Raw genomic sequence first — 23,714 nt, 5'->3', positions numbered from 1 at the left:
GCAGGATGAAAAACGCACTCAGGATCAGTTGCAGCCGTAACAACCTCAAGGTTGTCCGCGACTTCGTGACGGATTACCTGATGGCCTACCATCTGCCGCCGCTACAGCTCAACCAGATTGTGCTGGCCGTGGATGAGGTGGTTGCCAACCTCATTATTCACGCCAACGCGGAGGATGAGTCGCAATACCTCGACCTTGCTCTGCATGTCGACGATCATACCTTTACCATCGAAATCTTCGACTATGCCACCGCGGCGTATCGGCCGGCCAGCTACCAGGAACCCGATTTACAGGAGTTTATCCGGCAGGGCAAGAAAGGCGGCGTGGGCATGACGCTGGTTAACCGGATTATGGATCGGGTGGAGTTTACCACGCAAAGCAACCGAAACGTGTGCCGGCTGTACAAGCGGCTCACTATCTGAGTTTTGTGTTGATTTCCGCTCCAACCAGTGCATCTCACTACACGCAAGAGCCTCCTCTGCTAAGGTTGCAAAGGAGGCTCTTGCATTATGTGTCTTGGTGTTAGTGACCTGCTTTGGCTGTTAAGCACTTGGCAATAGGTAATGGTCCTTCCTGTTTATTATCTGCCTGACTTTACAGCACCTCACCTGCCTCACTTCTCAGGTCCTATTATCTCATGTCTCACCACTTACCGTTCGGATCTATCCTCCTCATCCCAAAAAAAAATCCGTAAAATTGCGTCAGTCACTACGCTATGCCCGGCCCGGCCGGCAGCGACGGTCACGCATTGCAGTTTCTTATCTCTTGTATGCACAAAAGCATTTTGTACGCCGGCACCGCCGCCGTTGCGCTACTGGCCGCGTGCCAGTCTACTAAACCCACCACTTCCGCCAAACAACCCGTTGTCGAAACGCTGGGTACCACGTCGGTGCCTGCTGGGGAGTTTGCCTACGTGTACCGCAAGAACAACAGCTCGGCGCCCGAGTTCGGCACCAAACCTAGCGTCACGGAGTACCTGGATTTGTACACCAACTTCAAGCTGAAGGTGCTGGAAGCCGAACAACGCGGCCTCGACACCACCCAGGCCTTCAAGCGGGAACTAGACGGCTACAAGCAGCAACTGGCCCAGCCCTACCTCACGGAGAAAAGCGTAACCGACCAGTTGGTGCGCGAAGCCTACGAACGGATGGGCAAGGAAATCAACGCCTCGCACATCCTGCTGCGCCTCGCTCCTGACGCGACGCCCAAGGATACGCTGGCGGCTTTCCAGAAAATCACGGCTCTGCGCCAGCGCGTAGGTGGCGGCGAAAACTTCGAGCAAGTAGCCCGCGAGGTAAGCGAAGACCCTTCGGCCCGCGAAAATGGCGGCCGCCTGGGGTACTTCACGGCCATGCAAATGGTATATCCGTTTGAGTCGGCAGCCTTCAAAACGCCGGTAGGCCAAGTGTCGCAGCCGGTGCGCACGCGCTTCGGTTACCACCTCATCAAGGTGAATGACATCCGGCCCGCCCAAGGTGAAATCAAGGTGGCTCACCTCATGATTCGCTCCACGCCCGGCATGCCCAAAGCCGATTCCGTAACGGCGAAGAAGAAAATCGATGAGCTGTACACCCGCCTCACTCAGCGCAAAGAGCCCTGGGACAAGCTAGTGGCGCAGTTCTCGGAAGACGCTGGCTCGGCGGCTAACGGCGGCGAGTTGCCGCCCTTCGGCACGGGCCGCATGATTCCGAGCTTCGAGGAAGTAGCCTTCAAGATGAGCAAGCCGGGCGAGTTGTCGAAGCCCGTGCAGACGCCCTACGGCTGGCACATCATCAAGCTGATTGAGAAGCAGCCGGTACCCACGTTTGAGGCCATGGAGCCCACGCTGAAAAGCAAAGTGGCTAAAGACTCCCGTTCCGAGCTCAACAAAGCGGCCTTCCTGAAGCGGATTCGCCAGGAAAACCAGTTCACCGAAATCCAGGCTGGCAAGGACTACGCTTTCTCGAAAATTGATACGGCAGTGGTGAGTGGCCGCTTCAAGTACACTGCTCCGGCCGCGCCCGCCTCTGGCAAACCAGCCGCCGGCAAAGCCGCTCCCGTCAAAAGCGCTAAAAAAGCCGAAGGTGATGCCCAGCCGTTGTTCACCATCAAAGGCAAGCCCTACGCCGTTTCCGACTTCCTGACGTACGCGGTGCAGAACCAGCGTCCCCGTCCCGGCGCCGAGCCGCGTTTCGTGGCCCAGCAGCTCTACGATCAATTCGTGGAGCAGAGCCTGACCAATTTCGAGAAGGACAACCTCGAAACCAAGTATGAGGACTACCGCATGCTGGTGAAGGAGTACCGCGACGGTATTCTGCTGTTCCAGCTCATGGACGAGAAGGTGTGGAGCAAGGCCATCGAAGACACCGTGGGCCTGCAGAAATTCTTCACCGAAAACCAGAGCAAATACCAGTGGGACACCCGCGTGCAGGGCACCGTTATCAGCGCCGCATCGCCGGAACTACTGGCTAAAGCCAAGCAGCAGCTGAAAGTAGGCCGCTACGAGGTGTCACGCCTCGCGCCGCAGCCCGCTGGCTTCACGCCCGGCACCGATAAGTTGCTGAAAGGTGCCAAAACCAACCTCGACCGGCTAGCCAGCGTGCTGCAAGCCGATACTGCGCTGAGCGTAACCCTCACTGGTCGCGCCAAGAAAGGTGAGCCGGCCGGCATGGCTAAGCGCCGCGCCGCCGCCGTTGCTACCTACCTCACCAGCAAAGGAGTACCGGCCCGCCGCATCAAGCAAGTAGCCCAAACAAAGCCGGCCACGGAAATTGCCACCCTTCAGACCGTTACTAGCACCAGCACCACGGCGCTGGAAGAGCAGCTGAACGCGCAAAATCCGCTGTCGGTGCAAATCACGCAGAAAGCTTTTGCCCAGGGCGACAACAAAGTTGTAGACGAGCTGCTAGCAAAAGGACCCGGCTCCTACGACGTGCAGAAGGATGGCCGCTACTACACCGTCATGATTGACAAAGTGCTGCCAGCCGGCCCTAAAACCCTGAACGAAGCTCGCGGCCAAGCCACTTCCGATTACCAGAACTACCTGGAAAAAGAGTGGATTGCCCAGCTTCGCGCCAAGTATCCAGTGCAGATCAACCAAGCCGAGGTGGATAAACTCATCACCAAATAGACTCCCAAGCCCACAAAAAGCCTCGGCATCCGCCGGGGCTTTTTTGTGCCAGTAGCGCAGTAGCGCGAAGCTCCAGCTTCGCGTATCGTTGCTGACTGCCGCGCCGAAGCAACGACCATCGTTCAACGCAACGCGAAGCGGAAGCTGCGCGCTACTTACTGTTTTGCGGTTTAGGCGTGCAACGCTGGCCGCTTTTTACGGCTCTGTAGTCTGATCCTGTGCGGTAGGCGTTGTTTTTGCCGGAGAAAGGATTTATGTCGAAATTTACGGGCGACTTTGTGCGTTTAGCTGGTCGTTGGAGCTGGCAGGCTCGCTTGGAGTGCGCCAGCCGTTACTGTTGAAACCTTCCATGACTCATTTCCTTCGTTTACCCAAGCGGGCCGCGCTGCTGACTGTCGTGCTGCTTGCTTGCACCATTACCACCAGTTTCGCGCAGCTTGGCATCGGCCGGCCCGTGGGCGTCAAGATTGTCGATGGCATCATCGCCAAAATCGACAACCAGATTGTGCTGCGCTCCGACCTGGAGAACATCTACGCCCAGGAAGTGGCCCGCGCCGAAGGCAAGCCGCTGCCGCCCGACCTGAAGTGCCGCATTATGCAAAGCCTGGCCCTCAACAAGCTGCTACTCGCCAAAGCCGAAACCGACTCTGTAGTGGTGGAAGATGCCCAGGTGAAGGGCGAGCTGGACCGCCGCATGAACTACTTTGCCCAGCAGATCGGCTCGGAGAAAAAGCTGGAGGAGTACTACAACAAGCCCATCAAACAGCTCAAAGATGACCTTCGGCCGCAGGTAAAAGAGCAGCTCACGCAACAGAAAATGCAGGAGCAGATTGCCGGCAAAGTCACGGTGACGCCCCGCGAGGTGCGGCAGTACTTCAACCGTATTCCCAAAGACAGCCTCCCCTACTACTCCACCGAAGTGGAAGTGGGCCAGATTATCAAGTACGCCAAGGTGAACTCTTCGGCCAAGCAAGCCGCCCAGGCCAAACTCAACGACCTGCGCGCCCGCATTCTAGCCGGCGAAAGCTTTGAGGAGCTAGCTAAAAAGTATTCCGAAGACCCCGGCTCGGGAGCGCAGGGCGGCTATTTGGGCTTCTTCAAGCGCAAAGAGCTGGTACCGGAGTACGAGGCGGCGGCTCTGCGCCTGGAACCGGGGCAACTTTCGCCGGTGGTGGAGTCGCAGTTTGGCTTTCACCTGATTCAGCTCATTGAGCGCAAAGGTGAGCAGTACAGCACGCGCCACATCCTGCTGAAGCCCGCTACCGGCACTACCGACGCCAACGAAGCCGCCAAAGAGCTGACCAAGCTGCGCCGCCGCATTCTAGCCGATAGCATCACGTTTGCTAAAGCTGCTAAAGACAATTCCGACGATAAAACCGGTGGGGCCAATGGTGGCCTGATCCAGAACCGCGAAGATGGCAGCACCTACTTGCCCCTCGACAAGCTGGACCCGGCCATTTTCTTCACCATCGATACCATGAAGGTGGGCCACGTGACGCCGCCCATGCCCTACCGCACCGACGACGGCAAGGACGCCGTGCGCATCATCTGGCTGAAGTCGAATACGGCGCCCCACCAGGCTAACTTCAAGGACGACTATCAGAAACTGTCGCAAGCAGCGCTGGCAGAGAAGAAAAACAAAGCGCTGGACGAGTGGTTCAAGCAAAACCGCGGCAGCGTCTATATCGAAGTCGACCCGCAGTACGCCGATTGCAAGCTGCTCGACCTGACCAATTAAGCGAGAAGTGAAATGCAGAGACATGAGAAGCCTAGCTTTTCGTGTCTCTGGTTTTTACGGCCGAGCGCGCTGCTTTAGCGGCGGCGGCCGTGCATCTGCTTCTCAGTTCCCCTGTCTCTGTACTGATGTCTATACAATTCTCTTCCGACAAAGAAGCCGCCGACGCGCTGGCTCGCTCCTACCACGCCCTTCGCCAAGAAATCGGCAAAATCATTATTGGGCAGGACGAAGTGGTGCGGCTGGTGCTCACGGCCGTGTTTTCGCAGGGCCATTGCCTCTTAGTAGGCGTGCCGGGCTTGGCCAAAACACTGCTCATCCAAACCATTGCCGACTCGCTGGACCTTTCATTCAACCGCGTGCAGTTCACCCCGGACCTGATGCCTTCCGACATCGTAGGTTCCGAGACACTCACGCAACAGCGCGACTTCCAGTTCGTGCCGGGCCCGGTGTTCGCCAACATCGTACTGGCCGACGAAATCAACCGCACGCCGCCCAAAACGCAGGCCGCGCTGCTGGAATCGATGCAGGAGTACGCCGTGACGGTGGCCGGTAAGCGGTACCCATTGGAGCGCCCTTTCTTCGTACTGGCTACGCAGAACCCCATCGAGCAGGAAGGAACCTATCCGCTCCCGGAAGCGCAGCTCGACCGTTTCATGTTCAATATCGAGCTGGGCTACCCAAGCTACGAGGCGGAGCTGCAAATCGTGAAGAACACGACTTCCGACACCAAGCCCACCGTCAGCAAAATCCTACACGCCGACGAAATTCAGGCTTTCCAGCACCTTGTGCGCCGCGTGCCCGTTGCCGATAACGTGGTGGAATACGCCGTGAGTCTCGTGCACAAAACCCGCCCCGGTACCGACCGGGCCACGTCCCGCGCCACCCAGCTTCTCGAGTGGGGCGCCGGTCCGCGCGCTTCGCAGCACCTCATTGTGGGCGCCAAGTGCAACGCCTTGCTCAACGGCAAATACTCGCCCGACATCGAAGACGTGAAGGCCGTAGCCTTACCCATCCTGCGCCACCGCCTGGTCCGCAACTTCAAGGCCGAAGCCGAAGGCATCACCGTCGAGCAAATCGTAAAAGAACTGCTTTAGAAGCGAGACTGTGAGACATAAGACTTGTGGACTGACGCCCAGTGTCGCCTCAACCTAATCTCACTTCTCAGGTCTCATCATCTCAGGTCTAAGTCTCTCCTCTAATTTCTCACTTCTGCCATCATGGAAGTTCCCGGCTACTACCAGCAGTTCGAGCGCAACATCAATATTCTTCTCGACGCCCTTCAGGTGGGCCTCAACCTGCGTACTACTGCCCTCGAAACCTCCCTCCCACTCGAAGTGTATGTGCTTTGCGAGGTGCTAAATCAAGGTGGCGCCAACTACCGGCTTAACACCGAAGGCCTAACCCGCGTGGCAGAGTTTCAAGCGCAGTTTGAATCGCAGAAAGCCGAAACGGAGGCCATCATGCGCCAGCTCCTCGCCGACCCACGCGCCATGATGCGCACGCCCGAAGGCCGCGTTCTGACCAAAGAAATGCTGATTCGCCGCCTCGAATACTTCAACGAAGCCGCCCGCCAGGTAAACGTCATGCGCACCCAGCAAGCCCTCGGTAGCCCCGACCAACACAAATCCGGCATCGGTACGGCCCTGCAAAAATGAACCGCGGATTCTAGCGGATTAGCACGGATTCCACGGATTTTGTGGACGGCCCTTAAAGCCAAGTCCCAAACTGAAGTCCAAGACGAGGAACAGGGTAAAAAGAAAGGCTTGCCAGTTATCTGAACTGGCAAGCCTTTCTTTTTTCAACCGTCTACAAAATCCGTGAAATCCGCTAAAATCCGTGCTAATCCGTGGTCACCATGGTTCCGGCCACGTCTTCACGGATTTTGGTGTGGCCGTCCTTGGCGTGTTTGAGGTTTAGTTCGCTGACTGGCTCGCGGCGAAGATGACTGGGCACTTCGGCACCGTGGGGTCCTTTCGAATTCGTGACACCGCCATCAACGAAATACAGCGCGCCGGTTACGTAGCTGGCTTCGTCGGAAGCGAGGAATAAATAGACGTTGGCTATTTCTTCGGGAGTGCCGCGGCGACCAAGGGGCGTGCCTTCAACGGTCTGCTTTTCCATTTTAGCGCTCATCGGGCCGGTTTCCTTGTGCGTCCAGGCCGTATCGACGGGGCCGGGACATACGCAGTTGGCGCGCACGCCGTGCTTAGCCTGTTCCGTCGAAACTCCCTTCATGAAGGCGTGAATAAAGCCTTTGGTGCCGCCGTACGGCGTGTTCTCGGCGATACCCATCCAGCCCGCCTCCGAACCTGCTGATACGATATTACCGTGCGTTTTTTGTAGGTAAGGCAACGCGGCGCGCGTCATCATGAAAGCTGAGTAGATGTTGTTTTTAATCATGTACTCGAAAGCCTCCACGGGGTACTTGTCCAGTTCGGCCGTGGCCGGGAACACTCCGGCGTTGTTGATGAGAATGTCCAGCTTGCCGAAATCTTCCACCGCTAGTTGTACACACTCTTCGGCCTTTTCTTCCACCGAAACATCGCCTAGGTATCCAATGGCCGTGCCGCCGCGCAGTTGAATTTCATCTACCACTTTGCGCACCGGGTCACTTTCCAGACCACACACCACCACGGCCGCGCCTTCGGCGGCAAACCGTTTGCTGATGGCTTCGCCAATACCGGCGCCGCCACCCGTTACGATAGCTACTTTGCCTTCGAGTCGTCTTTTCATGATGAGTTCTAATGAGAGGTGAAGCCGAGGCAAAAAAGCAACTAGAAGTCTATAATAGCCCATTTCTTCGCCCTGGCCAGCAATGCTGGGCTAAACGACGCTAGGTGATGTGGGTTATGGCTGAGCTTATTCGGCTGCCTTATTTTCAGTCCTTTCGGCTTGTCCGTGCGTAAATGCGTGCACTAGTGCCCTAAATCATGTACGCTGCTTTGTTGCCTCCCGTCGCGCCACCCACTAGCCCTCTGCATACTGCCCGCCTCACGCTCCGGCCCTACCACCCCACCGACGAGGCCGAGTTTTTCGCGTTACTCAGCCAGAACAGAGTAAGGTTACAGCCGGCATTTCCGGCGCGCGTAGCGGCCGTGCAGACCTCCGCCGATGCTGGCCGGGTGTTGGCCCAATTCGCGCAGGACTGGCGCACCGGCCGGCTCTATGTGCTGGGCATTTGGGAAACTGCCACCAACACTTACCTCGGCGACATCAGCCTCCGTCCCTCCTGGGGTACGCCGGTCAGCATCGAAATTGGCTACTATCTAGCCGCTGAAGCCGAAGGGCACGGCTACGCGCGGGAGGCGCTGGCTGCGGCCGTGGAGTTCGGTTTCGGTGAGCATCTGCGGGCCGCGAGCCTCACCTTGCGCTGCCGCCGCAATAACCCCCGCAGCATGGCGGTGGCCGAAGCAGTTGGTTTCCGGGCTCTTACCACCCGGCGGCGCAGATTTTGGCTTATGAGCAACGAAGGCGCCGATATTGTGCACTACCAGTTGGTGCGCTGATTATGGCCTTCAGCTGCTTTTCAAGTAAAAGACCATAAGTGGGCAGAGCGGGCAAAGTACGCCTCGTCTGTTTCGTCTCCCATATCTTACTGATTCAAGTCTAGCAGCTAGTTGTCGCTTTTGCGCAGGGTTTTGAGCAAGAAGCTTTGGTTGAAATTGAAGTACAGCGCGAAGGAAAAGTCGAACAGGCCGTTGTTGAGGTCATACAGCGGCTCCAGGCGCGTTGTCAGGATGAGGTTGCCGGGTAAATAGTAGTCGCGCAGGAAACGCAGAATCACAAGCTGGCGGTCCTTCTCCACGTACTGCGGGTCGCTAACGGAATTGGAAATGGAACGGTAGAGTCGCCCGCCTAGCGGCGAGATGTAGCCATTGCCGCGCCAGTACGCCACCTGCACGTTCGATAGGCGCGTATCTACCCCACCGTTCAGATACAGGCCCATGCCATCGCCAAAAGCAAGTTGGCGCGTGAAGGAATAGTCATTGAAGTACGTTACGTAGCCATCAAAATGCACTGCCTGGAAAAACCGCGACGCCAGCGGCTTGCGCACCCGCAGGCCGCTGGCTACATTGAACAGGGTTTGCAGCGGCGCCTCAATGGTGTCTATCTGGCCCCCGCGGTGCGTGGCCGTGAATTGCAGCGGCACCCGCAACCACCAACTGCTGGAGTCGCCGCGCACGGTGGCTTCGGCGGAAAGGCCGCCAGCCACTTCTTCCTGAAAATTGCTGAATCGGTACTGTTGCCGCTGCCAATCGACCCAGGCATCGAGGTTCAGGCGGGGGTTCTTCAGTTGGTATTGCACACCTTCTTCCAGCCGGTTGGTCATCACCCGCTCAAAGTCGAACAGTGGCTCAATGTAGCCGTGGTGCAGATTGCCCTCAATGTTGCCAAACAGAATATTGTGCGGCCCGTTTTGGTATTTGATGGTTAGCAACGGCCGCACTTGGCGGAGGCGGGGAGTACCGTAATCTTTCCAGAGAAACACGCCAGCTTCCACCCGCAGGTTGGCACTCGGGAAGTACACCAGCCGTGGCAGCAGGTGCGCCCCAAAGAAGGTCCGGCCGTCTTCAATCTTGTTGAAATATTCGTTGTCCTTATTGAAAAGGAAGGCTTGCACGTCGAGCCGGAGTTGCCGTTCATACTGCGGACCCAAGGGCAGCGGGCGCAAAAAAGCCCGGTTGTCTAGCTGGGCCCAGGCAGTGCTTACCGTGCCCCAAGCCGCTACGAGCGTCAGTATCAGGACGGTAGAAAGACGGCGAATTGCCAAATATTTTAGCATGAAAAAATCATCCCAGATTAAACGAAATTTTTTAGCATTGTGGGCACAAAATATAGGTTGCCTTCGTTACCACTAGCCGGCACGGAAAGGCCCTGGCGGCACGGTTTGGCAATACCCGCTAAGGGTTGCGCGGGCCACCCAAAACGCCTACATTCACCAAACCTAAGCAATTCTTCATAACCCCATTCTAATGGCTGCAACCACCACTGACAAAGCCGACAAGGCAGTTAATGCCAACGCCGAGAAAATGAAAGCCCTCCAGCTCACGCTGGACAAGCTCGACAAAGCCTACGGCAAAGGCACCGTCATGAAACTGAGCGACAACAAGGTGATGGATGTTGAAGTCATCAGCACCGGGTCGCTGGGCCTCGACATTGCGCTGGGCGTAGGCGGCCTGCCCAAAGGCCGCGTTATTGAAATCTACGGCCCAGAATCGTCGGGTAAAACCACGCTTACCATGCACGCCATTGCCGAAGCCCAGAAAAAGGGCGGCTTGGCGGCTTTCATTGATGCCGAACACGCCTTCGACCCGGCTTACGCCCAGAAGCTTGGCATCGACACTGAGAACCTGCTCATCGCGCAGCCCGACAACGGCGAGCAAGCGTTGGAAATTGCCGATCAGCTGATTTCCAGCGGCGCCATCGACATCATTGTAATTGACTCCGTGGCCGCGCTGGTGCCGAAAGGCGAACTGGAAGGCGACATGGGCGACTCGAAAGTAGGTCTGCACGCTCGTCTGATGTCGCAGGCGCTGCGGAAGCTGACGGGTACCATCAACAAGACCGGCTGCTGCTGTATCTTCATCAACCAGCTCCGCGAAAAGATCGGGGTAATGTTCGGCTCGCCCGAAACTACCACTGGTGGTAACGCCCTGAAATTCTACGCTTCCGTACGTCTGGACATCCGTCGTATCGGCCAGATCAAGGAAGACAAGGACAACGTGACCGGCAACCGCACTAAGGTGAAGGTGGTGAAGAACAAAGTGGCACCGCCGTTCAAAGTCATCGAGTTCGATATCATCTACAACGAAGGCATTTCCAAAGTGGGTGAAATCCTGGACCTGGGCGTCGACATGGGCATCATCGCTAAGTCGGGCTCGTGGTTTAGCTACAACGGCGACCGTTTGGGCCAAGGCCGCGAAGGGGTAAAAACCATCCTGCAAGACAACCCCGAGCTGGCCGACCAAATTGAAGCTAGGATCCGCGCCATGGTGAAAGGCGAGCCGGAAGCTGCGCTAGCTGCCATCCCCGAAGACCGCACCCTCGACGACGACGACACGCTGTAGAAGCTGACGCCTGGTAACAAGACCAGTGAAAACAAGAAGCCTTCCCGCAATATTGGGAAGGCTTTTTTGTTGTATGCTTCGTATAGTCGGCCAACCGTCCATTCAGAGTATATTTGCTGGCATCTCTTTTGTCTGGAGTGCCGGAAACTACTTTCCTGCTTTTGCGAACTATGAACCGCCGCTGGCTACTATTTTCTCTTCTCGTTTTGCCGGTGATGGGTCTACTGGCGTTTGGCCAGGCTGATGATATTCGGTCGGTACCCAATAAGAGCTTCAAATCGGGTGAGGTGCTGCAATACAAAGTGCACTACGGCCTCATCAACGCCGCCGAAGCCACTATCGAGGTTGATAACGGGTTACACCGCATAAACGACCGGCCGTGCTATAAAGCCACCGTAACCGGTCGTACCACCGGCTCCTTCGATTTCTTCCTGCGCATCCGCGATACGTGGCGCTCCTACATCGACACGACCAGCATTCTGCCGCAGAAGTTTTTTCGCAACATCGAAGAAAACAACTACCGCAAGAAGGAGACTATCGATTTCGACCATATCAAGCACATGGCGGAAGTGGAAAAGCACGGCCGGGACAAAAACAACGTGAAGCACGGCAGCTACAAAATCCCCGACAACGTGCAGGATATTGTGAGCGGCTTTTACTACCTGCGCACGCTCAACTACGACCAGCGCCGCGTGGGAGAAGTTATCCGGGTACAAGGCTTTTTCGACGACGAAGTGTTTTCGCTGGATGTCACCTTCAAGGGGCGCGAAACCGTCGACACCAAAGCTGGCACTATCCGGGCCATTCGGCTGGTGCCAAAGATGCCGAGCAACAAGATCTTCAAGGGCGAAAACTCCATTTCCGTATACCTTTCCGACGACCAGAATAAGGTTCCGGTCCTCATTCAGGCCGAGATGTTCGTAGGTTCCGTGAAGGTGGATATGTATAAATACCAGGGCCTTAAAAACCGGCTGAATCTGGTAGCCAAGAACTGACTTCGCTTGCAGCGGCTCCTTCCGGAGCCGCTTTTTTTTGCTTACTACTTATGCATACTGCTTAGCCTTAATTACGCCTTCTTCAGTGAGCCATGGTCTGCTTGAGCCAACAAAGTTGGACGTTAGTTCTTGTAGAGTGTAAGCTGAACTCTAGCTCTTAACGAGTACTTCTTACTGGTTCACAAAAACGTAACACGCTCAAGGCCGCGGGCGGCGGTACTTTTGTGTTTGCGTACTTCGTTTTACTCAAAACGCCTCGACCCGTGCAAGCACCTGCCAACCCCAATGCCTACAAGATTCTCGTTGTCGATGACGACCCCGACATTGTAGAGCTACTGGAATACAACCTGCGCAAAGAGGGCTACGCGGTGGCTTCGGCCTCGGACGGGCGCAAAGCCTTGGAAGTAGCGCCGCAGTTTTCGCCCGACATCATCCTGCTCGACGTGATGATGCCCCAGCTCGATGGCATTGCTACTTGCCGGCAGTTGCGCGAGCAACCCAAGTTCAAAGACACGTACATCATCTTCCTGACGGCCCGCGCCGAGGAGTTTTCGGAAGTAGCCGCTTTTGAAGCCGGCGCCGACGATTTTATTGCCAAGCCCATCAAGCCCCGCGCGCTGCTGAGCCGCCTCGCCGCCTTCGTACGCCGCGACCGAGACCCACAGTCGGTGCAGGATACCATTGAAATCAATGGCCTCAAAATAGACCGCACCGGCTTTTCGGTGTACCAAGAAGGCCGCAAAATCACGCTGCCGAAGAAGGAATTTGAGCTGCTCGCTTTCCTGGCCGCTACGCCGCACAAAGTATTTGGCCGTGAGGAGTTGCTCCAGAATATCTGGGGCAACGACGTATTTGTACTGGCCCGCACCGTGGATGTGCACGTGCGCAAAGTGCGCGAAAAGGTGGGCGACCACCACATTCAAACGATCAAGGGAGTCGGTTATAAATTCAACACCGATAACTAAATTAATTAAAAATTGAGAATTAAAAATTAAGAATTGGCCGTTCAACAGTTCCATTTAGGACGTTGAACGGCCAATTCTTAATTTTTAATTCTCAATTTTTAATTTGGCAAACCTATGCGGTTTAACATCTCCTCCCGTACCATTGCCATTTTACTGTCGTTGCTGGTAGCGGCCGTGCTCACGACGCTGGCTTGGGTAGGCCCCACCATGCCGCTAGAACAAGGCGTGCTGGTGGCTGGCATTACGGTGGCCGCCTGCTTTCTGCTGATCTATCTGATGTTTGAGGCCCTCATTTTCAAGGAAATCAACAACATCTACGAAAGCCTGGAGAACATTAAGCGCAAGGAGTTCCGGCGTATGTCCAACAAGTTTCTGTTTCGGCCGGAGCCGCTCAAGCGCATGCGCGACGAAATCCTGGACATGGCGCAGCGCAAGCAGCAGGAAATAGATGAGTTGAAACGCCTACAAGCCCTCCGTCGCGAGTTCCTGGCCGACGTGTCGCACGAGCTAAAAACGCCCATTTTCGCGGCGCAAGGCTTTCTGCATACCATACTCGACGATGAAGACGTCGATGATTTCACGCGCCAGAAATTTCTGCGCAAAGCGGCCAATAGCCTCGATGCCCTCGATACTCTAGTCCAAGATCTGGTTACCATTTCACAACTGGAGAAAGGCGTTGTGCGCATGCGCCGCCACGGCTTCGACCTAGTGGAACTGGTGCAGGAAATATTTGAGCAGTTGGAAATGAAAGCCGCTCAACGCGCGGTACGCCTGGAGCTATTTCCGCCCAACCTGCCCGAAACCGGCATCCGCGTATTGGCTGACCGCAACCGCATCCGGCAGGTACTCATCAATCTTATTGATAACGCCATTAAGTACGGCCGCGAAAACGGGCACGTCATTGTAAGCCTCATCGAAAGCAGCAAAGCCGTGCGCATCAGCGTCCGCGACGATGGCGAGGGCATTCCTAAGCAGCATCTCAACCGCATCTTTGAGCGCTTCTACCGCATCGACAAAAGCCGCTCCCGCGACTCCGGCGGCTCCGGCCTTGGCTTGGCCATCAGCAAGCACATTGTGGAGGCGCACAAATCCACTATCCGAGTACGCAGCGAAATGGGCCAAGGTACCACGCTGGAGTTCAAGCTAGCTAAGCCTAAAGACTTATCGCAGCCATCCAAGGTGACGGGTGAAGAGTAACGAATGGTGGGTGATGAGGGATAAGTAGCAGGTGAAGGTAATCGGGCAGTCATAGCGACGAGTTGCTCACTTTTCACCTACTACGTGTTACCTGTCACCTATTACCTTTGCGGCCTCTTTATGAAGCTACCCCATTTCAAAGACCTGATTCTGTTCGAGGACGAAGACTACATCGTCATCAACAAACCACCCTTTCTAGCGACGCTCGACGAGCGGTTCGGCGGCGCACCCAATATCCTGCGCCTGGCCCGCGAGCAATACGACGACGTGCAAGCCTGCCACCGCCTCGACAAAGAAACAAGTGGCGCCTTGGCATTGGCCAAGAACCCGACGGCCTACCGCCATTTGGCTATGCAATTCGAGAATCGGGAGGTCAAGAAGGTGTACCACGCCGCTTCTTGGGGCGTACATGAGTACGAGGGCCTGCGCGTGGAGCGCAACATCGAAACTACCACCAAAGGCAAAGCGCGTCTTGCTTTCAAAGGCAAGCCCGCCGTAACGCTGGTGCGCACGCTGGAAGTATTTGCCAAGCACACCTTGCTGGAGTGCCAGCCCATAACGGGCCGCATGCACCAGATTCGCTTGCATCTTGCTTATCTACAAGCACCCATCATTGGCGACACGATGTACGGCGGCGAAGACTTCTACTTGTCATCGTTGAAGAAGAAGTTCAATGTGAAAGAAGGCGAAGAGGAGCAGCCTTTTATCAAGCGGTTCGCGCTGCACGCTGCTAACCTCACGTTTGCCAAGCTCGATGGCACGAGCATCAGCACGGAAGCACCTTATCCGAAAGACTTCCGAGTGCTGGTGGAGACCTTGCGGCAGTACCAATAAGCACTGCTAGGAAGGGTTGAGAAGACAGCTGATTGCCTTCTGACTTCCTTGTACTCGCTTCTATTACAGGCACAAATATTCGAGTGGGCCTTGCAATTAAGCCGAAAGACGGTAACTTTGTGTCCGTTTTTCCCGAACCGTGTTCGGTTTCTCCTCATTTCCAAACGCTTACCCTCCTCCCCAATGGATCATCTGAGCTTCAAGACGGTATCCGTCAACAAAGCCAACGCCGATAAGGCATGGGTCGTGGTTGATGCCAGTGTTGCGCCGCTGGGCCGTCTGGCTAGCCAGATTGCCAACATGCTGCGTGGCAAGCACAAGCCTTCGTTCACTCCTAACTCGGACTGTGGCGACAACGTTATCGTTATCAACGCCGACAAGCTCTACGTGACGGGCAAGAAGCTGACCGACAAGATTTACGTAACGCACTCGGGCTACCCCGGCGGCCAGAAGCGCATCAACCTGCGCGACAAAAAGGCCAAGGACTCGACCCGCGTGATTGAGCACGCCGTGAAAGGCATGCTGCAAGGCAACCGCCTCGGTGCCGAGCAATTCCGCAACCTGTACGTGTACAAAGGTGCCGAGCACCCACACGAAGCCCAGCAGCCCAAAGCTGTTGAACTCAAAAACCTCTAAGCCGACTTCGGCCTCTTTTTTCTTTAATTCTTCACTTAATGGAAATCTCCAACACCTCTGGTAGAAGAAAAACCTCGGTGGCCCGCATCTACATGCAGGCCGGGCAAGGGAATATCACTATCAACGGCCGGGATATCAAAGCTTACTTCAGCAACGAGCTCCTGGAAAACATCGTGAACCAGCCTTTGGCAACGGTCGAGCAAGTCGGCCAGTACGACATCAAGGTGAACGTGCGCGGTGGTGGCATCTCGGCTCAGGCCGAAGCTATTCGTCTGGCCATCTCGAAAGCCCTTGTGGGCGACAACGCTGAGGTTCGCCCGGCGCTGAAAAAAGAAGGCTTCCTGACCCGCGACCCGCGCATGGTGGAACGCAAGAAATTCGGCAAGCGCAAAGCCCGTCGTTCGTTCCAGTTCTCGAAACGCTAATCCCAGAGGAAACTTATCATGGCTCAGTCCACCACCTATAAAGAACTGCTTGATGCCGGTGCCCACTTTGGCCACCTTACGCGCAAGTGGGACCCGAAAATGGCGCCGTACATCTTCATGGAGAAGAACGGCATCCACATCATCGACCTGAACAAAACCCTCGTTTCGCTCGACCAGGCAGCTGCGGCCATCCGCAACATTGCTAAGAGCGGCCGTAAGGTAATGTTCGTGGCCACCAAGAAGCAAGCGCAGGAAATCGTAACGGAAGAGGCTACCCGCCTCAAAATGCCGTTCGTAACCGACCGTTGGCTGGGCGGCATGCTCACCAACTTCGCCACCGTGCGCAAGTCCTTGAAGAAAATGAGCACCATCGACAAGATGGTGAAAGAAAATACGGCCTACGCCGCCCTCGCTAAGCGCGAGAAGCTGATGATGTCGCGCGAGCGGGAGAAGCTGGAGCGCGTACTCGGCGGCATCGCCGACCTGAGCCGCCTGCCTGCTGCCCTGTTCGTGGTAGACGTGAAGCGGGAGCACATTGCCGTGAAAGAAGCGCAGAAATTGGGCATTCCGGTGTTTGCTATCTGCGACACGAACTCCAACCCTGAGTTGGTACAGTTCCCGATTCCGGCCAACGACGACGCCTCGAAGTCAATTCAACTCATCGTAGGTGCCATCGGTAAGGCTATCGAAGAAGGTCTCTCGGAGCGTAAGGTCGACAAAGAAGACGCCGACAAGAAGCAAGCCGAAGAAGAAGGCATCCAGGAGAAGCAAGCTGCCGACGAATAGGTCTTTGCAGGAGCTAGAAGCTAGGAGCTAGGAGTTAGAATCTGTGATGCCGGCAATTGCCCACTCAGGTCTGACTTTTAGCTCCTAGCTTCTTTCCATAACCTTCTTTTACTTTTCTCTCATTCTAACTCCTAGCTTCCAGCTCCTAACTACTTTAAAGAAATGGCCGCAATTACCGCCGCAGACGTGAACAAGCTCCGCACCATGACCGGTGCGGGCATGATGGATTGCAAAAAAGCTCTGACCGAGGCCGAAGGTGACTTCGAAGCCGCGCGCGACATCTTGCGCAAGCAGGGCCAGAAAATTGCTGACAAGCGCGCAGAAAACGCTACGGCTGAAGGCCTCGTGCTGGCCGCAGTGAGCGAAGACGGCACCAACGGCAAACTGATTGCTTTGGCTTGTGAGACGGAGCCAGTAGCCAAAGTGGCTGACTTCCGCAACCTGGCGCAGCAAATCCTGGACGCGGCTTTGAAAAGCAACGCCGCCGCCAAAGAAGATCTGCTGGCTTCCGCGCAGGAAGATGGTCGTTCGCTGCAAGAGCACATCACCGACCTGATGGGCAAAATCGGCGAGAAGCTGGACGTGGTAGCGTACGAAAACATGACGGCTGAGAAGGTGGCTTCGTACATCCACTCAGACAACAAGAAGGGCGTTCTGGTGGGCATGAAGAACGTAGGCGGTGCCGACGTAGCTGCCGTTGGCCGCGACGTAGCCATGCAAATCGTAGCCATGAAGCCAGTGGCCCTCGACAAAGACGGCGTGGACTCGGCTACCGTGGAGCGTGAAATCGAAATCGGTAAGGAGCAGGCGCGCGCTGAAGGCAAGCCCGAAGCCATGCTGGAGAAGATTGCCCAGGGCAAGCTCAACAAATTCTACAAAGAGAATACCCTGCTGAACCAGGAGTTCGTGAAGGACAGCTCGCTGACTATCAGCCAACTGCTCGACAAGACCCAAAAAGGCCTGACCATCACGGACTTCAAGCGCGTAGCTATCGGCGCTTAAGCTCTAGGTTTAAGTGAATAAAAAGCCCCGCTGGCCTTGTGCCGGCGGGGCTTTTTAGTGGTACGCTTACTTGAGCAGTAGGATGTTAGTATTGAGGCGTAATTCAATAATATGGAAATTAATGAGCTTGATAAAATCTCACTGCTTGCTACTTAGCTGAGGGTTTTGGCGTGTTCATCTCTATATGCGTGCTAGTCATCATCTCCAAGTAATTTTCCAACGGCTCCATTCCAATCGCCGCACGGCGCTTATTCACGTTTTTGGGGTCGCGCAATGACTTAGGAACCGCTTTACCAAGCCCGGGGCCCTCATAAACTACTTGCGTGCCATACTCCTCTAATTGGCCTGAGTTTATTGCTACTCGGTCAGTTAAGTAGGCATAGTATACTGAGTTGGCATTCTTATTCTGCACATTTGGCAACATTAGGCGCAACACTTGCCGCTGAAATTCAGGATGTGCGTCGGCGTGCTGCACCAGAAGCCAAAAATTGTCAGAGCTTGTTTTGCCTACTTGCTTGAAGCCCGGAAAGCCGTACTTCCTTATAATGGCTTCCAGAATCGGTTGATGCCGTGCGAAATTAGATTTTTCTACCTCTACTAAGTTTCGGCCCGCGCTATCTGCTTTTTGCTGCATCATTTGCTGCATGGGCCATTGGTCTACGTAGGCCAAACTGTCGAGTGTTTTGCTGAGCTTCGGCAATAGTACCGGCGCAGATTGTGCGGCGGCAGCTCTGCCAGCCAACAATCCAATAAGAAGAATAATCGGTTTTTTCATGCTAAAACTGACTGATTGCGAGTAAGCTAAATTTAAGAAGAAAAATCTCCTACTGATTTGTCTGCTGCCAAGCCCGCACTCGCGCTACGGCGTTTTGGCGCACATTCAGGTAGAACAGGCCGTAATCGGCGAGGTGGAAGGAATGGCGGAGTTCGGGGCGGCCGGGCAGCAGAAAACGAGGGTAGCCACCAACTTTGGGTGGATGAACCCACAGGAGGCCGTCGTGTATTTTGGCGGCAGTGAGGTGCGGGTCCACGCGGTCGAAATTGTAGGGGACGGCGCCGCGGTTGAGGGTCGCGGGAGCCGCGGCGGTGTCGGTGGTCCAGGTGAGCGGGTTGGTGACGACGGTACCACGATAGGGCGGATAGTCGTAGCCCCACTCGGCGGCGTTCCAGCTCACGTAGCAGCCAGTTTGCAGCGAGTCTTGGCAAGGACGCAGCACTTGGTACAACTCGGGCCGCACTTCGAAGCCTACCAGATACGCCGCGACGAGCTGGTGGCGCAGCTTGGGGTCGTGGTCGAAGAAGTCTTGCAACAGGCGGCGAGCGTGGTAGGCGCCCTGGCTGTGGCCGGCTAGAATGATGGGGCGACCTTGGTTGTAATGCTCCAGGTAATACGTGAAAGCCGCTTTCACATCGGCGTAGGCCAGTTCCAAGGCCTGCGGGCCGTTGCCACTACTGTCGAAGAAGGAATACAGGGCAGCTTGCCGGTAATGTGGAGCGTAGATGCGGCCGGCAGCGTTGAATACCGAGGCCTGACGCATGAGGCTGACCTTATCCGTGAATTGATTGATGCTTTTGTTGACGAGGTCGGCGTTCCAGCCCGTGGGCCGAATGAGCGTCGTTAGGTGCAGGAAGAAGACATCGGCCGGGGCGGTAGCTTGCTCATCGCGCAGACTAGAATGGCGAGGCACGGCATCGGCCGAATCGCGGATGGTGGGTAGCGCGGCCCAGTTGGCTATCTGTGCGTAGTCGGGAGCGGTGGGTGCGGGATAGCGCGCAAATTCCCGCCGGGGTTTGATAACGCTCAGGCATGAGCCGAGTACTACGCCCAAGAGCAACAAGCTGCCGCGAAAGAACAGATTCATAAGGCTATACAAAACGCAGACACGCGCCGCCGGACTTCGGCGGCGCGTGTTGGATAGTTGCGCGCAAAGATACGGCGGTGGAGCTTAGTCGGTGAACGTGTTTTCGAGGAGCTTTTCCTGCCGCAGGTATACGATTTTGAAGTCTTTATCGAGCCGTACGCGTACCTGCGCGCTGGTTTGCTGGTGCTTTTGCAAAGACTGCCGAAACGCCTGGCTCTTCTCCCGGAAGGTAACCACGCGGGAGCCGTCGGCGACTGGCGGGCTTACCTTCAGGCTGCCCGGCTCGATTTGGGTGGAAGCTTCGGTGAACTCAGGAAAGTGCGTCTTGGCTAATTCCGCATCAATAGCGTCGGGCGTAGTGCTCGACAAAGTATAAAACCGCTCCACGGTGGGTGCGAAATACTGCGCGGCACTGAACGGAGCCGCGGCGAGGTCGGCATAGTACGATTCTAGCACCTGCTGGGCGCGGGTTACGGCCGTATTGTCGTTGGCTGGGGCAGGCTCGGGAGCAGCGGGAGTAGAAAGAGTGGCTGTAGCGGCCGTATCGGTGGCGGCGGGAGTAGCAACCACGGGAGGCGCAGCCGGGGCAGCCACGCGCACGGTTTCGGGAACCGACGCCGGAGGCAAGTCAATCTGCTCGGCCTGCGGGCCTACTTCGGGCGTTACTGCCAAAGAATCGGCCGCCGTCTGGGAAGTGCTGGTGAGCCGCTCCGATTCCCGCTTGCCCAACATCAGGTAGGCAACCAGCGCCAACAACGCCACAATGCCGCCAATGATGAGAATGGTTCCGAGCGGGCTTTTAGCGGGCGCGGTGTAGGGCGCTTCTTCCACTTCTTCAGTGTCGTCGGCAGCAGCAGCATACTGTTCCGGCGCGGGCGCGGAGGGCGAAGCTTCTGGACGACCAGCGCTAACCGGACGGCTTAGCGGCTCGTCGGGCGTGGCGGGAGGCTGAATTGTTGAGGGCAGTGACTCCGGCCTGAAGTGGTGGTGTACTACCGGCGGCAGCAACGGTTCCTCAACCGGCGAAATGGTGGTCGGCTCTGGTGGGGAAGGCGGAGCGGGAGCTATTGGGGCAACTGGCGCAGCAGGCGTAGTGGCGGCTTCATTGAAGAGCAACTTCCGCTTTAGCGCATCAAATTCCTGCTGCGTGATAGTGCCGGCATCGAGCCATTCCTTGAGCTGCCGCAGGGTGTCCAGTGGCGACGGGTCCTTTTCCATAGTTTTGATTGAGCGCTTCTTGCGTGTCCGGCGCAACCGACACGGCTGGGTGGCGAAGCAATTTCGCCCTTTACGAATAAATAGCCCCAAAGTCGGGGACCAAGTCAGTGGTACTTTACAGCAACATCCCCGGTACCTGCCAGCAGATAACGGGGATGTAAGATGCGGAGAAATACTTGTTCTATTTGCGGTCCAGGGTGGCTAGCCGGTCGCGGCGGCGTTGCAGCTTGGCTTTGCGGGCTTCCATGAGCTGAGCGTTGGTGATGAGTTGCACCGAGTCCTGGCTGGATTTGAGCTTGTTTTCGGCATTCACCTTTTTGAGTGCTTCGATTTTATCGAGGTTGCTTTGGGTGTTGGCGTTGAGAGTAACTCGTTCTTTTTCGAGGCGCTCCTTCTCTTTCTCCGTGTCGCGCAGCTCCTTCTCCGCCATCGTAATTTGCTCTCGGTAGGCCTTCATACGAGCCGCGGAAGCAAAACTCGTGGCCATGCTGCGCAGGGCAGCGTATTCGCTCGGCGTCTTTTCCGGGTCGAAATAAGAATCCGAGTTAAAAGCGGCGAATACGGCCAGCTCGGTGATAGTATCGGAAGGGGCCATCACGATGGCGTAGAGGTCGATAAGCTTGCCCGACACGCTGGACGCCGGCACTTGCTTGGCCGTCAGAATGTCGCGCTTGCCGACGCCCATCAGGCCGTTGCCTTTCACCCGAATGTTGTAGGTGTCCTTGAGCCAGGCTTGCCAGAAGTCGCGCGTCCATTCGGGCGTGGCTTCCACCTGCACTTTTAGCGCCGACCGTTCCTTCTTTTCGTGGTTGATGCTGCTTTGACGCACTTCATAAAGCTGAGCAGAAGCCGAATGGCGCGCCAGCAGTAGTGACAGCAAAAGCAGAAGAGTCGAGGCGGTTTTCATACAAAAACGACGTGAGCAAATGAGTAAACGCGGAATTCGCGCGGGCAAAATTATAAGTCGTGCCGGTCGAAAGCGGCCTGCAAATCGGCGCGCATGTCGGTGAAGCGGGCAATGGCGGCTTGCAGAAACTCCGTGTCGAGCAGAGCGTGCACGTCTTCTTCGCTGGTGATATCCAACTCGCTCACCTTATAAGTCTGTTCCAGCGGCCCTTTTTCGAGCTTGATGAGGTACTTGCCGTTCCAGGAGAAAAGCGTGATTTTGACTTCGAGGTGCGGAATGTCGGCGAGCTGGCGCATGGTGAAAACTACACTTAGCAAAGCACGAAGATAGGCAGCCCAACGCAGGCCGCCGCAAGCTCAACACAACAGAAGCTCAGCATAACGCCCCGTACCACCTGCCGTATAGCCACGTGACACGTATCGTTTCACTTTTACGCCTTTTCATCATGCCACAAGGAGATAAATCGGCTTACACCGACAAGCAAAAGCGGCAAGCTGAGCACATCGAAGAAAGCTACGAGAAGCGCGGCGTTCCGGAAGAAGAAGCCGAGAAACGCGCCTGGGCTACCGTCAACAAGCAAGACGGCGGCGGTAAAAAGAGCGGCTCCGGCCGCAAGAAGTAATTCAGATTGCAGTTCTGCTTCTGAGGAGAAGGAGTTCTGCAAACGCAAAGGCCCACCAGCGTATGGTGGGCCTTTGCGTCTTATATGTAGACTGATGAGGAGGCTTCCGTTACGCCACTGTGCGCAGAACCACCCAGAGCGAAGCAGCCGAGATAACCGCCCACAGCAGCACACCCTGCACGAAAGGCCGCGCCCCTACTGAGCGCAGCACCGGCGCCGACAAGCCCGCACCAATCAGAAATAACGTGAGCGTGAGGCCAATTTTGGAAAGCTGCACAACCACTGGCGCTAGTGGCTGCAATGCCGGTACGTAAGTGTTCAGCAGCATGGCGGCCACGAAGCCGAGGATGAAGTACGGCAGCTTGATGCTGGCGCCGGGCGTTTTGAAGAGGAAGGCCGTACCGAAAGCCACTGGAATAATCCAGAGGGCGCGGGCCAGCTTAACGGTGGTTGCAATTTGCAGCGCCTCGTTGCCGTAATGGCTGGCCGCTCCCACTACCGAGCTGGTATCGTGGATGGCAATGGCGGCCCACAAGCCAAACTGATGCTGGCTTAGGTGCAGGCTATGGCCGATGGCCGGAAACAGAAACAGCGCCACCGAATTCAGGATGAATACCGTGCCTAGCGCCACCGACATTTGTCCCTCCTCGGCACGCAACACTGGCCCAACGGCCGCAATGGCGCTGCCGCCACAAATGGCGGTGCCGCTGGCAATGAGGTGGGAAGTCTTCCGGTCGATGCCGAGCCAGCGCCCCACGAAGTAGCCGAGTGTGAGCGTGCCCGCAATGGATGCCACGGAAAAAAGCAGTCCTTCACGCCCGGCTTGCATGGCCTGCTGCGCGTTCAGCCCAAAGCCCAACCCTATAACCGACCATTGGAGCAGCTTGCTGGTGTATCGCTTACTCTGAACCGGAAATGGATTGCCAACTGCCAGCGCTATCAGCAGCCCCAGAGCCAAAGCCAGCGGCGGAGAGCCCCACGGCGACAGGCAAACGGCTAGAGCTACCAGAAATAGAACAACCCGCGGCGAAAGATGCAGACCGGCTACAACGAAAGTTTGCCCCAGGAATGCGGCAGAGATATTCTGCGCGCGTTCCAATCGGGTGGGTGAGTATGGGGGGACGGGATGGGTAATTTTCATGGCGAGAAGGCCATCAGCAACGGCCCTCAAAAGTACGTAGCTCCCTCCCCTATCGATAATCAAAAATGATTATCAATTATTACCTCAGGTTATTGAAGTAGGAACCGTGGTATGGACTTTAGTCCGTAGCCTTACGCCAGCTAATCAGCGGCGGCAAATGTGAAACGACTGGTTTATAGAGTTATATAGCCCTAACACGGCAGGCTACG

The 23,714-nt window shown here is 56.2% G+C and carries 24 protein-coding genes; 16 read left to right on the top strand and 8 right to left on the bottom strand.

Annotated features, from left to right (window positions below; all coding sequences use genetic code 11):
- Positions 1–5 precede the first annotated feature (5 nt).
- From ACYSMN_RS19445 to ACYSMN_RS19425, 5 genes are all read left to right on the top strand, one after another.
- Positions 6–422, top strand: coding sequence for an ATP-binding protein (locus ACYSMN_RS19445; protein ID WP_488925574.1), 417 nt, complete (start codon positions 6–8; stop codon positions 420–422).
- 347 nt (positions 423–769) lie between these two features.
- Positions 770–3,109, top strand: coding sequence for a peptidylprolyl isomerase (locus ACYSMN_RS19440; RefSeq protein ID WP_488925573.1), 2,340 nt, complete (start codon positions 770–772; stop codon positions 3,107–3,109).
- Between the two features lie 349 nt (positions 3,110–3,458).
- On the top strand, positions 3,459–4,847 hold the full coding sequence (locus tag ACYSMN_RS19435) for a peptidylprolyl isomerase (RefSeq protein ID WP_488925572.1): 1,389 nt from the start codon (positions 3,459–3,461) through the stop codon (positions 4,845–4,847).
- 125 nt (positions 4,848–4,972) lie between these two features.
- A complete protein-coding gene (locus ACYSMN_RS19430) occupies positions 4,973–5,941 on the top strand; it encodes an AAA family ATPase (protein WP_488925571.1) in 969 nt (322 codons plus the stop codon).
- Positions 5,942–6,064: 123 nt separating this feature from the next.
- On the top strand, positions 6,065–6,502 hold the full coding sequence (locus ACYSMN_RS19425) for a hypothetical protein (RefSeq protein WP_488925570.1): 438 nt from the start codon (positions 6,065–6,067) through the stop codon (positions 6,500–6,502).
- A gap of 184 nt (positions 6,503–6,686) precedes the next feature.
- Here ACYSMN_RS19425 and ACYSMN_RS19420 read toward each other — a convergent pair whose 3' ends face one another.
- Positions 6,687–7,580, bottom strand: a complete 894-nt coding sequence (locus ACYSMN_RS19420) for an SDR family NAD(P)-dependent oxidoreductase (RefSeq protein ID WP_488925569.1) — start codon at positions 7,578–7,580, stop codon at positions 6,687–6,689.
- A 197-nt stretch (positions 7,581–7,777) separates the two neighbouring features.
- On the opposite strand from ACYSMN_RS19420, the gene ACYSMN_RS19415 reads away from it, so the two are divergent.
- Complete coding sequence (locus ACYSMN_RS19415; RefSeq protein WP_488925568.1) at positions 7,778–8,353, top strand: GNAT family N-acetyltransferase; 576 nt, start codon at positions 7,778–7,780, stop codon at positions 8,351–8,353.
- 107 nt (positions 8,354–8,460) lie between these two features.
- Here the strand turns inward: ACYSMN_RS19415 and ACYSMN_RS19410 are convergent, their stop codons facing one another.
- On the bottom strand, positions 8,461–9,618 hold the full coding sequence (locus tag ACYSMN_RS19410) for a hypothetical protein (protein ID WP_488925567.1): 1,158 nt from the start codon (positions 9,616–9,618) through the stop codon (positions 8,461–8,463).
- 202 nt (positions 9,619–9,820) lie between these two features.
- Between ACYSMN_RS19410 and recA the strand changes: the two genes are divergently transcribed.
- The 9 genes from recA (at position 9,821) to tsf (ending at position 17,755) form a co-directional block, all read left to right on the top strand.
- Positions 9,821–10,915, top strand: a complete 1,095-nt coding sequence (gene recA / locus ACYSMN_RS19405) for a recombinase RecA (RefSeq protein WP_488925566.1) — start codon at positions 9,821–9,823, stop codon at positions 10,913–10,915.
- Between the two features lie 170 nt (positions 10,916–11,085).
- Positions 11,086–11,910, top strand: coding sequence for a DUF3108 domain-containing protein (locus ACYSMN_RS19400; protein ID WP_488925565.1), 825 nt, complete (start codon positions 11,086–11,088; stop codon positions 11,908–11,910).
- Between the two features lie 263 nt (positions 11,911–12,173).
- The gene (locus ACYSMN_RS19395) at positions 12,174–12,875 is read left to right on the top strand and encodes a response regulator transcription factor (RefSeq protein ID WP_488925564.1); all 702 of its coding nucleotides are present in this window, start codon (positions 12,174–12,176) and stop codon (positions 12,873–12,875) included.
- A gap of 114 nt (positions 12,876–12,989) precedes the next feature.
- On the top strand, positions 12,990–14,072 hold the full coding sequence (locus ACYSMN_RS19390; protein WP_488925563.1) for a sensor histidine kinase: 1,083 nt from the start codon (positions 12,990–12,992) through the stop codon (positions 14,070–14,072).
- 120 nt (positions 14,073–14,192) lie between these two features.
- Positions 14,193–14,906, top strand: a complete 714-nt coding sequence (locus tag ACYSMN_RS19385) for an RluA family pseudouridine synthase (RefSeq protein ID WP_488925562.1) — start codon at positions 14,193–14,195, stop codon at positions 14,904–14,906.
- A gap of 183 nt (positions 14,907–15,089) precedes the next feature.
- Entirely contained in the window at positions 15,090–15,542 is a 453-nt protein-coding gene (rplM, locus tag ACYSMN_RS19380) for a 50S ribosomal protein L13 (RefSeq protein ID WP_488925561.1), read from the top strand.
- Between the two features lie 38 nt (positions 15,543–15,580).
- On the top strand, positions 15,581–15,967 hold the full coding sequence (rpsI, locus tag ACYSMN_RS19375; protein WP_185888855.1) for a 30S ribosomal protein S9: 387 nt from the start codon (positions 15,581–15,583) through the stop codon (positions 15,965–15,967).
- Positions 15,968–15,985: 18 nt separating this feature from the next.
- Positions 15,986–16,753 carry a 30S ribosomal protein S2 gene (gene rpsB, locus ACYSMN_RS19370; RefSeq protein ID WP_488925560.1) on the top strand — a complete coding sequence of 256 codons (768 nt, stop codon included), beginning with the start codon at positions 15,986–15,988 and terminating at the stop codon, positions 16,751–16,753.
- A 162-nt stretch (positions 16,754–16,915) separates the two neighbouring features.
- Positions 16,916–17,755, top strand: coding sequence for a translation elongation factor Ts (gene tsf / locus ACYSMN_RS19365; RefSeq protein WP_488925559.1), 840 nt, complete (start codon positions 16,916–16,918; stop codon positions 17,753–17,755).
- Between the two features lie 148 nt (positions 17,756–17,903).
- On the opposite strand, the gene ACYSMN_RS19360 is transcribed toward tsf, so the two are convergent.
- The 5 genes from ACYSMN_RS19360 to ACYSMN_RS19340 form a co-directional block, all read right to left on the bottom strand.
- A complete protein-coding gene (locus ACYSMN_RS19360; RefSeq protein WP_488925558.1) occupies positions 17,904–18,530 on the bottom strand; it encodes a DUF6624 domain-containing protein in 627 nt (208 codons plus the stop codon).
- A gap of 49 nt (positions 18,531–18,579) precedes the next feature.
- Positions 18,580–19,617, bottom strand: coding sequence for a DUF3089 domain-containing protein (locus ACYSMN_RS19355; RefSeq protein WP_488925557.1), 1,038 nt, complete (start codon positions 19,615–19,617; stop codon positions 18,580–18,582).
- Positions 19,618–19,701: 84 nt separating this feature from the next.
- Positions 19,702–20,835 carry a hypothetical protein gene (locus ACYSMN_RS19350; protein WP_488925556.1) on the bottom strand — a complete coding sequence of 378 codons (1,134 nt, stop codon included), beginning with the start codon at positions 20,833–20,835 and terminating at the stop codon, positions 19,702–19,704.
- A gap of 181 nt (positions 20,836–21,016) precedes the next feature.
- On the bottom strand, positions 21,017–21,742 hold the full coding sequence (locus ACYSMN_RS19345) for a hypothetical protein (protein ID WP_488925555.1): 726 nt from the start codon (positions 21,740–21,742) through the stop codon (positions 21,017–21,019).
- Between the two features lie 50 nt (positions 21,743–21,792).
- A complete protein-coding gene (locus ACYSMN_RS19340) occupies positions 21,793–22,038 on the bottom strand; it encodes a hypothetical protein (RefSeq protein ID WP_488925554.1) in 246 nt (81 codons plus the stop codon).
- Positions 22,039–22,187: 149 nt separating this feature from the next.
- Here ACYSMN_RS19340 and ACYSMN_RS19335 point away from each other — a divergent pair, with 149 nt between their 5' ends.
- Positions 22,188–22,364, top strand: a complete 177-nt coding sequence (locus ACYSMN_RS19335) for a hypothetical protein (protein ID WP_488925553.1) — start codon at positions 22,188–22,190, stop codon at positions 22,362–22,364.
- Between the two features lie 109 nt (positions 22,365–22,473).
- Here ACYSMN_RS19335 and ACYSMN_RS19330 read toward each other — a convergent pair whose 3' ends face one another.
- Positions 22,474–23,505 (bottom strand): YeiH family protein, encoded by a 1,032-nt coding sequence (locus tag ACYSMN_RS19330; RefSeq protein WP_488925552.1) that lies wholly within the window; start codon positions 23,503–23,505, stop codon positions 22,474–22,476.
- Positions 23,506–23,714: the final 209 nt, after the last annotated feature.

This window comes from Hymenobacter sp. M1-2 (assembly GCF_057808495.1).
This window is presented reverse-complemented; position numbering and strand designations above follow the sequence as displayed.

Coding starts and splice junctions, on each gene's coding strand:
- ACYSMN_RS19420 (WP_488925569.1), bottom strand. CDS start 7,580: ATGAAAAGACGACTCGAAGGCAAAGTAGCTATCGTAACGGGTGGCGGC.
- ACYSMN_RS19435 (WP_488925572.1), top strand. CDS start 3,459: ATGACTCATTTCCTTCGTTTACCCAAGCGGGCCGCGCTGCTGACTGTC.
- ACYSMN_RS19330 (WP_488925552.1), bottom strand. CDS start 23,505: ATGAAAATTACCCATCCCGTCCCCCCATACTCACCCACCCGATTGGAA.
- rpsB (WP_488925560.1), top strand. CDS start 15,986: ATGGCTCAGTCCACCACCTATAAAGAACTGCTTGATGCCGGTGCCCAC.
- ACYSMN_RS19445 (WP_488925574.1), top strand. CDS start 6: ATGAAAAACGCACTCAGGATCAGTTGCAGCCGTAACAACCTCAAGGTT.
- ACYSMN_RS19385 (WP_488925562.1), top strand. CDS start 14,193: ATGAAGCTACCCCATTTCAAAGACCTGATTCTGTTCGAGGACGAAGAC.
- ACYSMN_RS19345 (WP_488925555.1), bottom strand. CDS start 21,742: ATGAAAACCGCCTCGACTCTTCTGCTTTTGCTGTCACTACTGCTGGCG.
- ACYSMN_RS19390 (WP_488925563.1), top strand. CDS start 12,990: ATGCGGTTTAACATCTCCTCCCGTACCATTGCCATTTTACTGTCGTTG.
- ACYSMN_RS19425 (WP_488925570.1), top strand. CDS start 6,065: ATGGAAGTTCCCGGCTACTACCAGCAGTTCGAGCGCAACATCAATATT.
- ACYSMN_RS19440 (WP_488925573.1), top strand. CDS start 770: ATGCACAAAAGCATTTTGTACGCCGGCACCGCCGCCGTTGCGCTACTG.
- tsf (WP_488925559.1), top strand. CDS start 16,916: ATGGCCGCAATTACCGCCGCAGACGTGAACAAGCTCCGCACCATGACC.
- ACYSMN_RS19350 (WP_488925556.1), bottom strand. CDS start 20,835: ATGGAAAAGGACCCGTCGCCACTGGACACCCTGCGGCAGCTCAAGGAA.
- ACYSMN_RS19430 (WP_488925571.1), top strand. CDS start 4,973: ATGTCTATACAATTCTCTTCCGACAAAGAAGCCGCCGACGCGCTGGCT.
- rplM (WP_488925561.1), top strand. CDS start 15,090: ATGGATCATCTGAGCTTCAAGACGGTATCCGTCAACAAAGCCAACGCC.
- ACYSMN_RS19355 (WP_488925557.1), bottom strand. CDS start 19,617: ATGAATCTGTTCTTTCGCGGCAGCTTGTTGCTCTTGGGCGTAGTACTC.
- ACYSMN_RS19400 (WP_488925565.1), top strand. CDS start 11,086: ATGAACCGCCGCTGGCTACTATTTTCTCTTCTCGTTTTGCCGGTGATG.
- ACYSMN_RS19415 (WP_488925568.1), top strand. CDS start 7,778: ATGTACGCTGCTTTGTTGCCTCCCGTCGCGCCACCCACTAGCCCTCTG.
- recA (WP_488925566.1), top strand. CDS start 9,821: ATGGCTGCAACCACCACTGACAAAGCCGACAAGGCAGTTAATGCCAAC.
- ACYSMN_RS19335 (WP_488925553.1), top strand. CDS start 22,188: ATGCCACAAGGAGATAAATCGGCTTACACCGACAAGCAAAAGCGGCAA.
- rpsI (WP_185888855.1), top strand. CDS start 15,581: ATGGAAATCTCCAACACCTCTGGTAGAAGAAAAACCTCGGTGGCCCGC.
- ACYSMN_RS19360 (WP_488925558.1), bottom strand. CDS start 18,530: ATGAAAAAACCGATTATTCTTCTTATTGGATTGTTGGCTGGCAGAGCT.
- ACYSMN_RS19340 (WP_488925554.1), bottom strand. CDS start 22,038: ATGCGCCAGCTCGCCGACATTCCGCACCTCGAAGTCAAAATCACGCTT.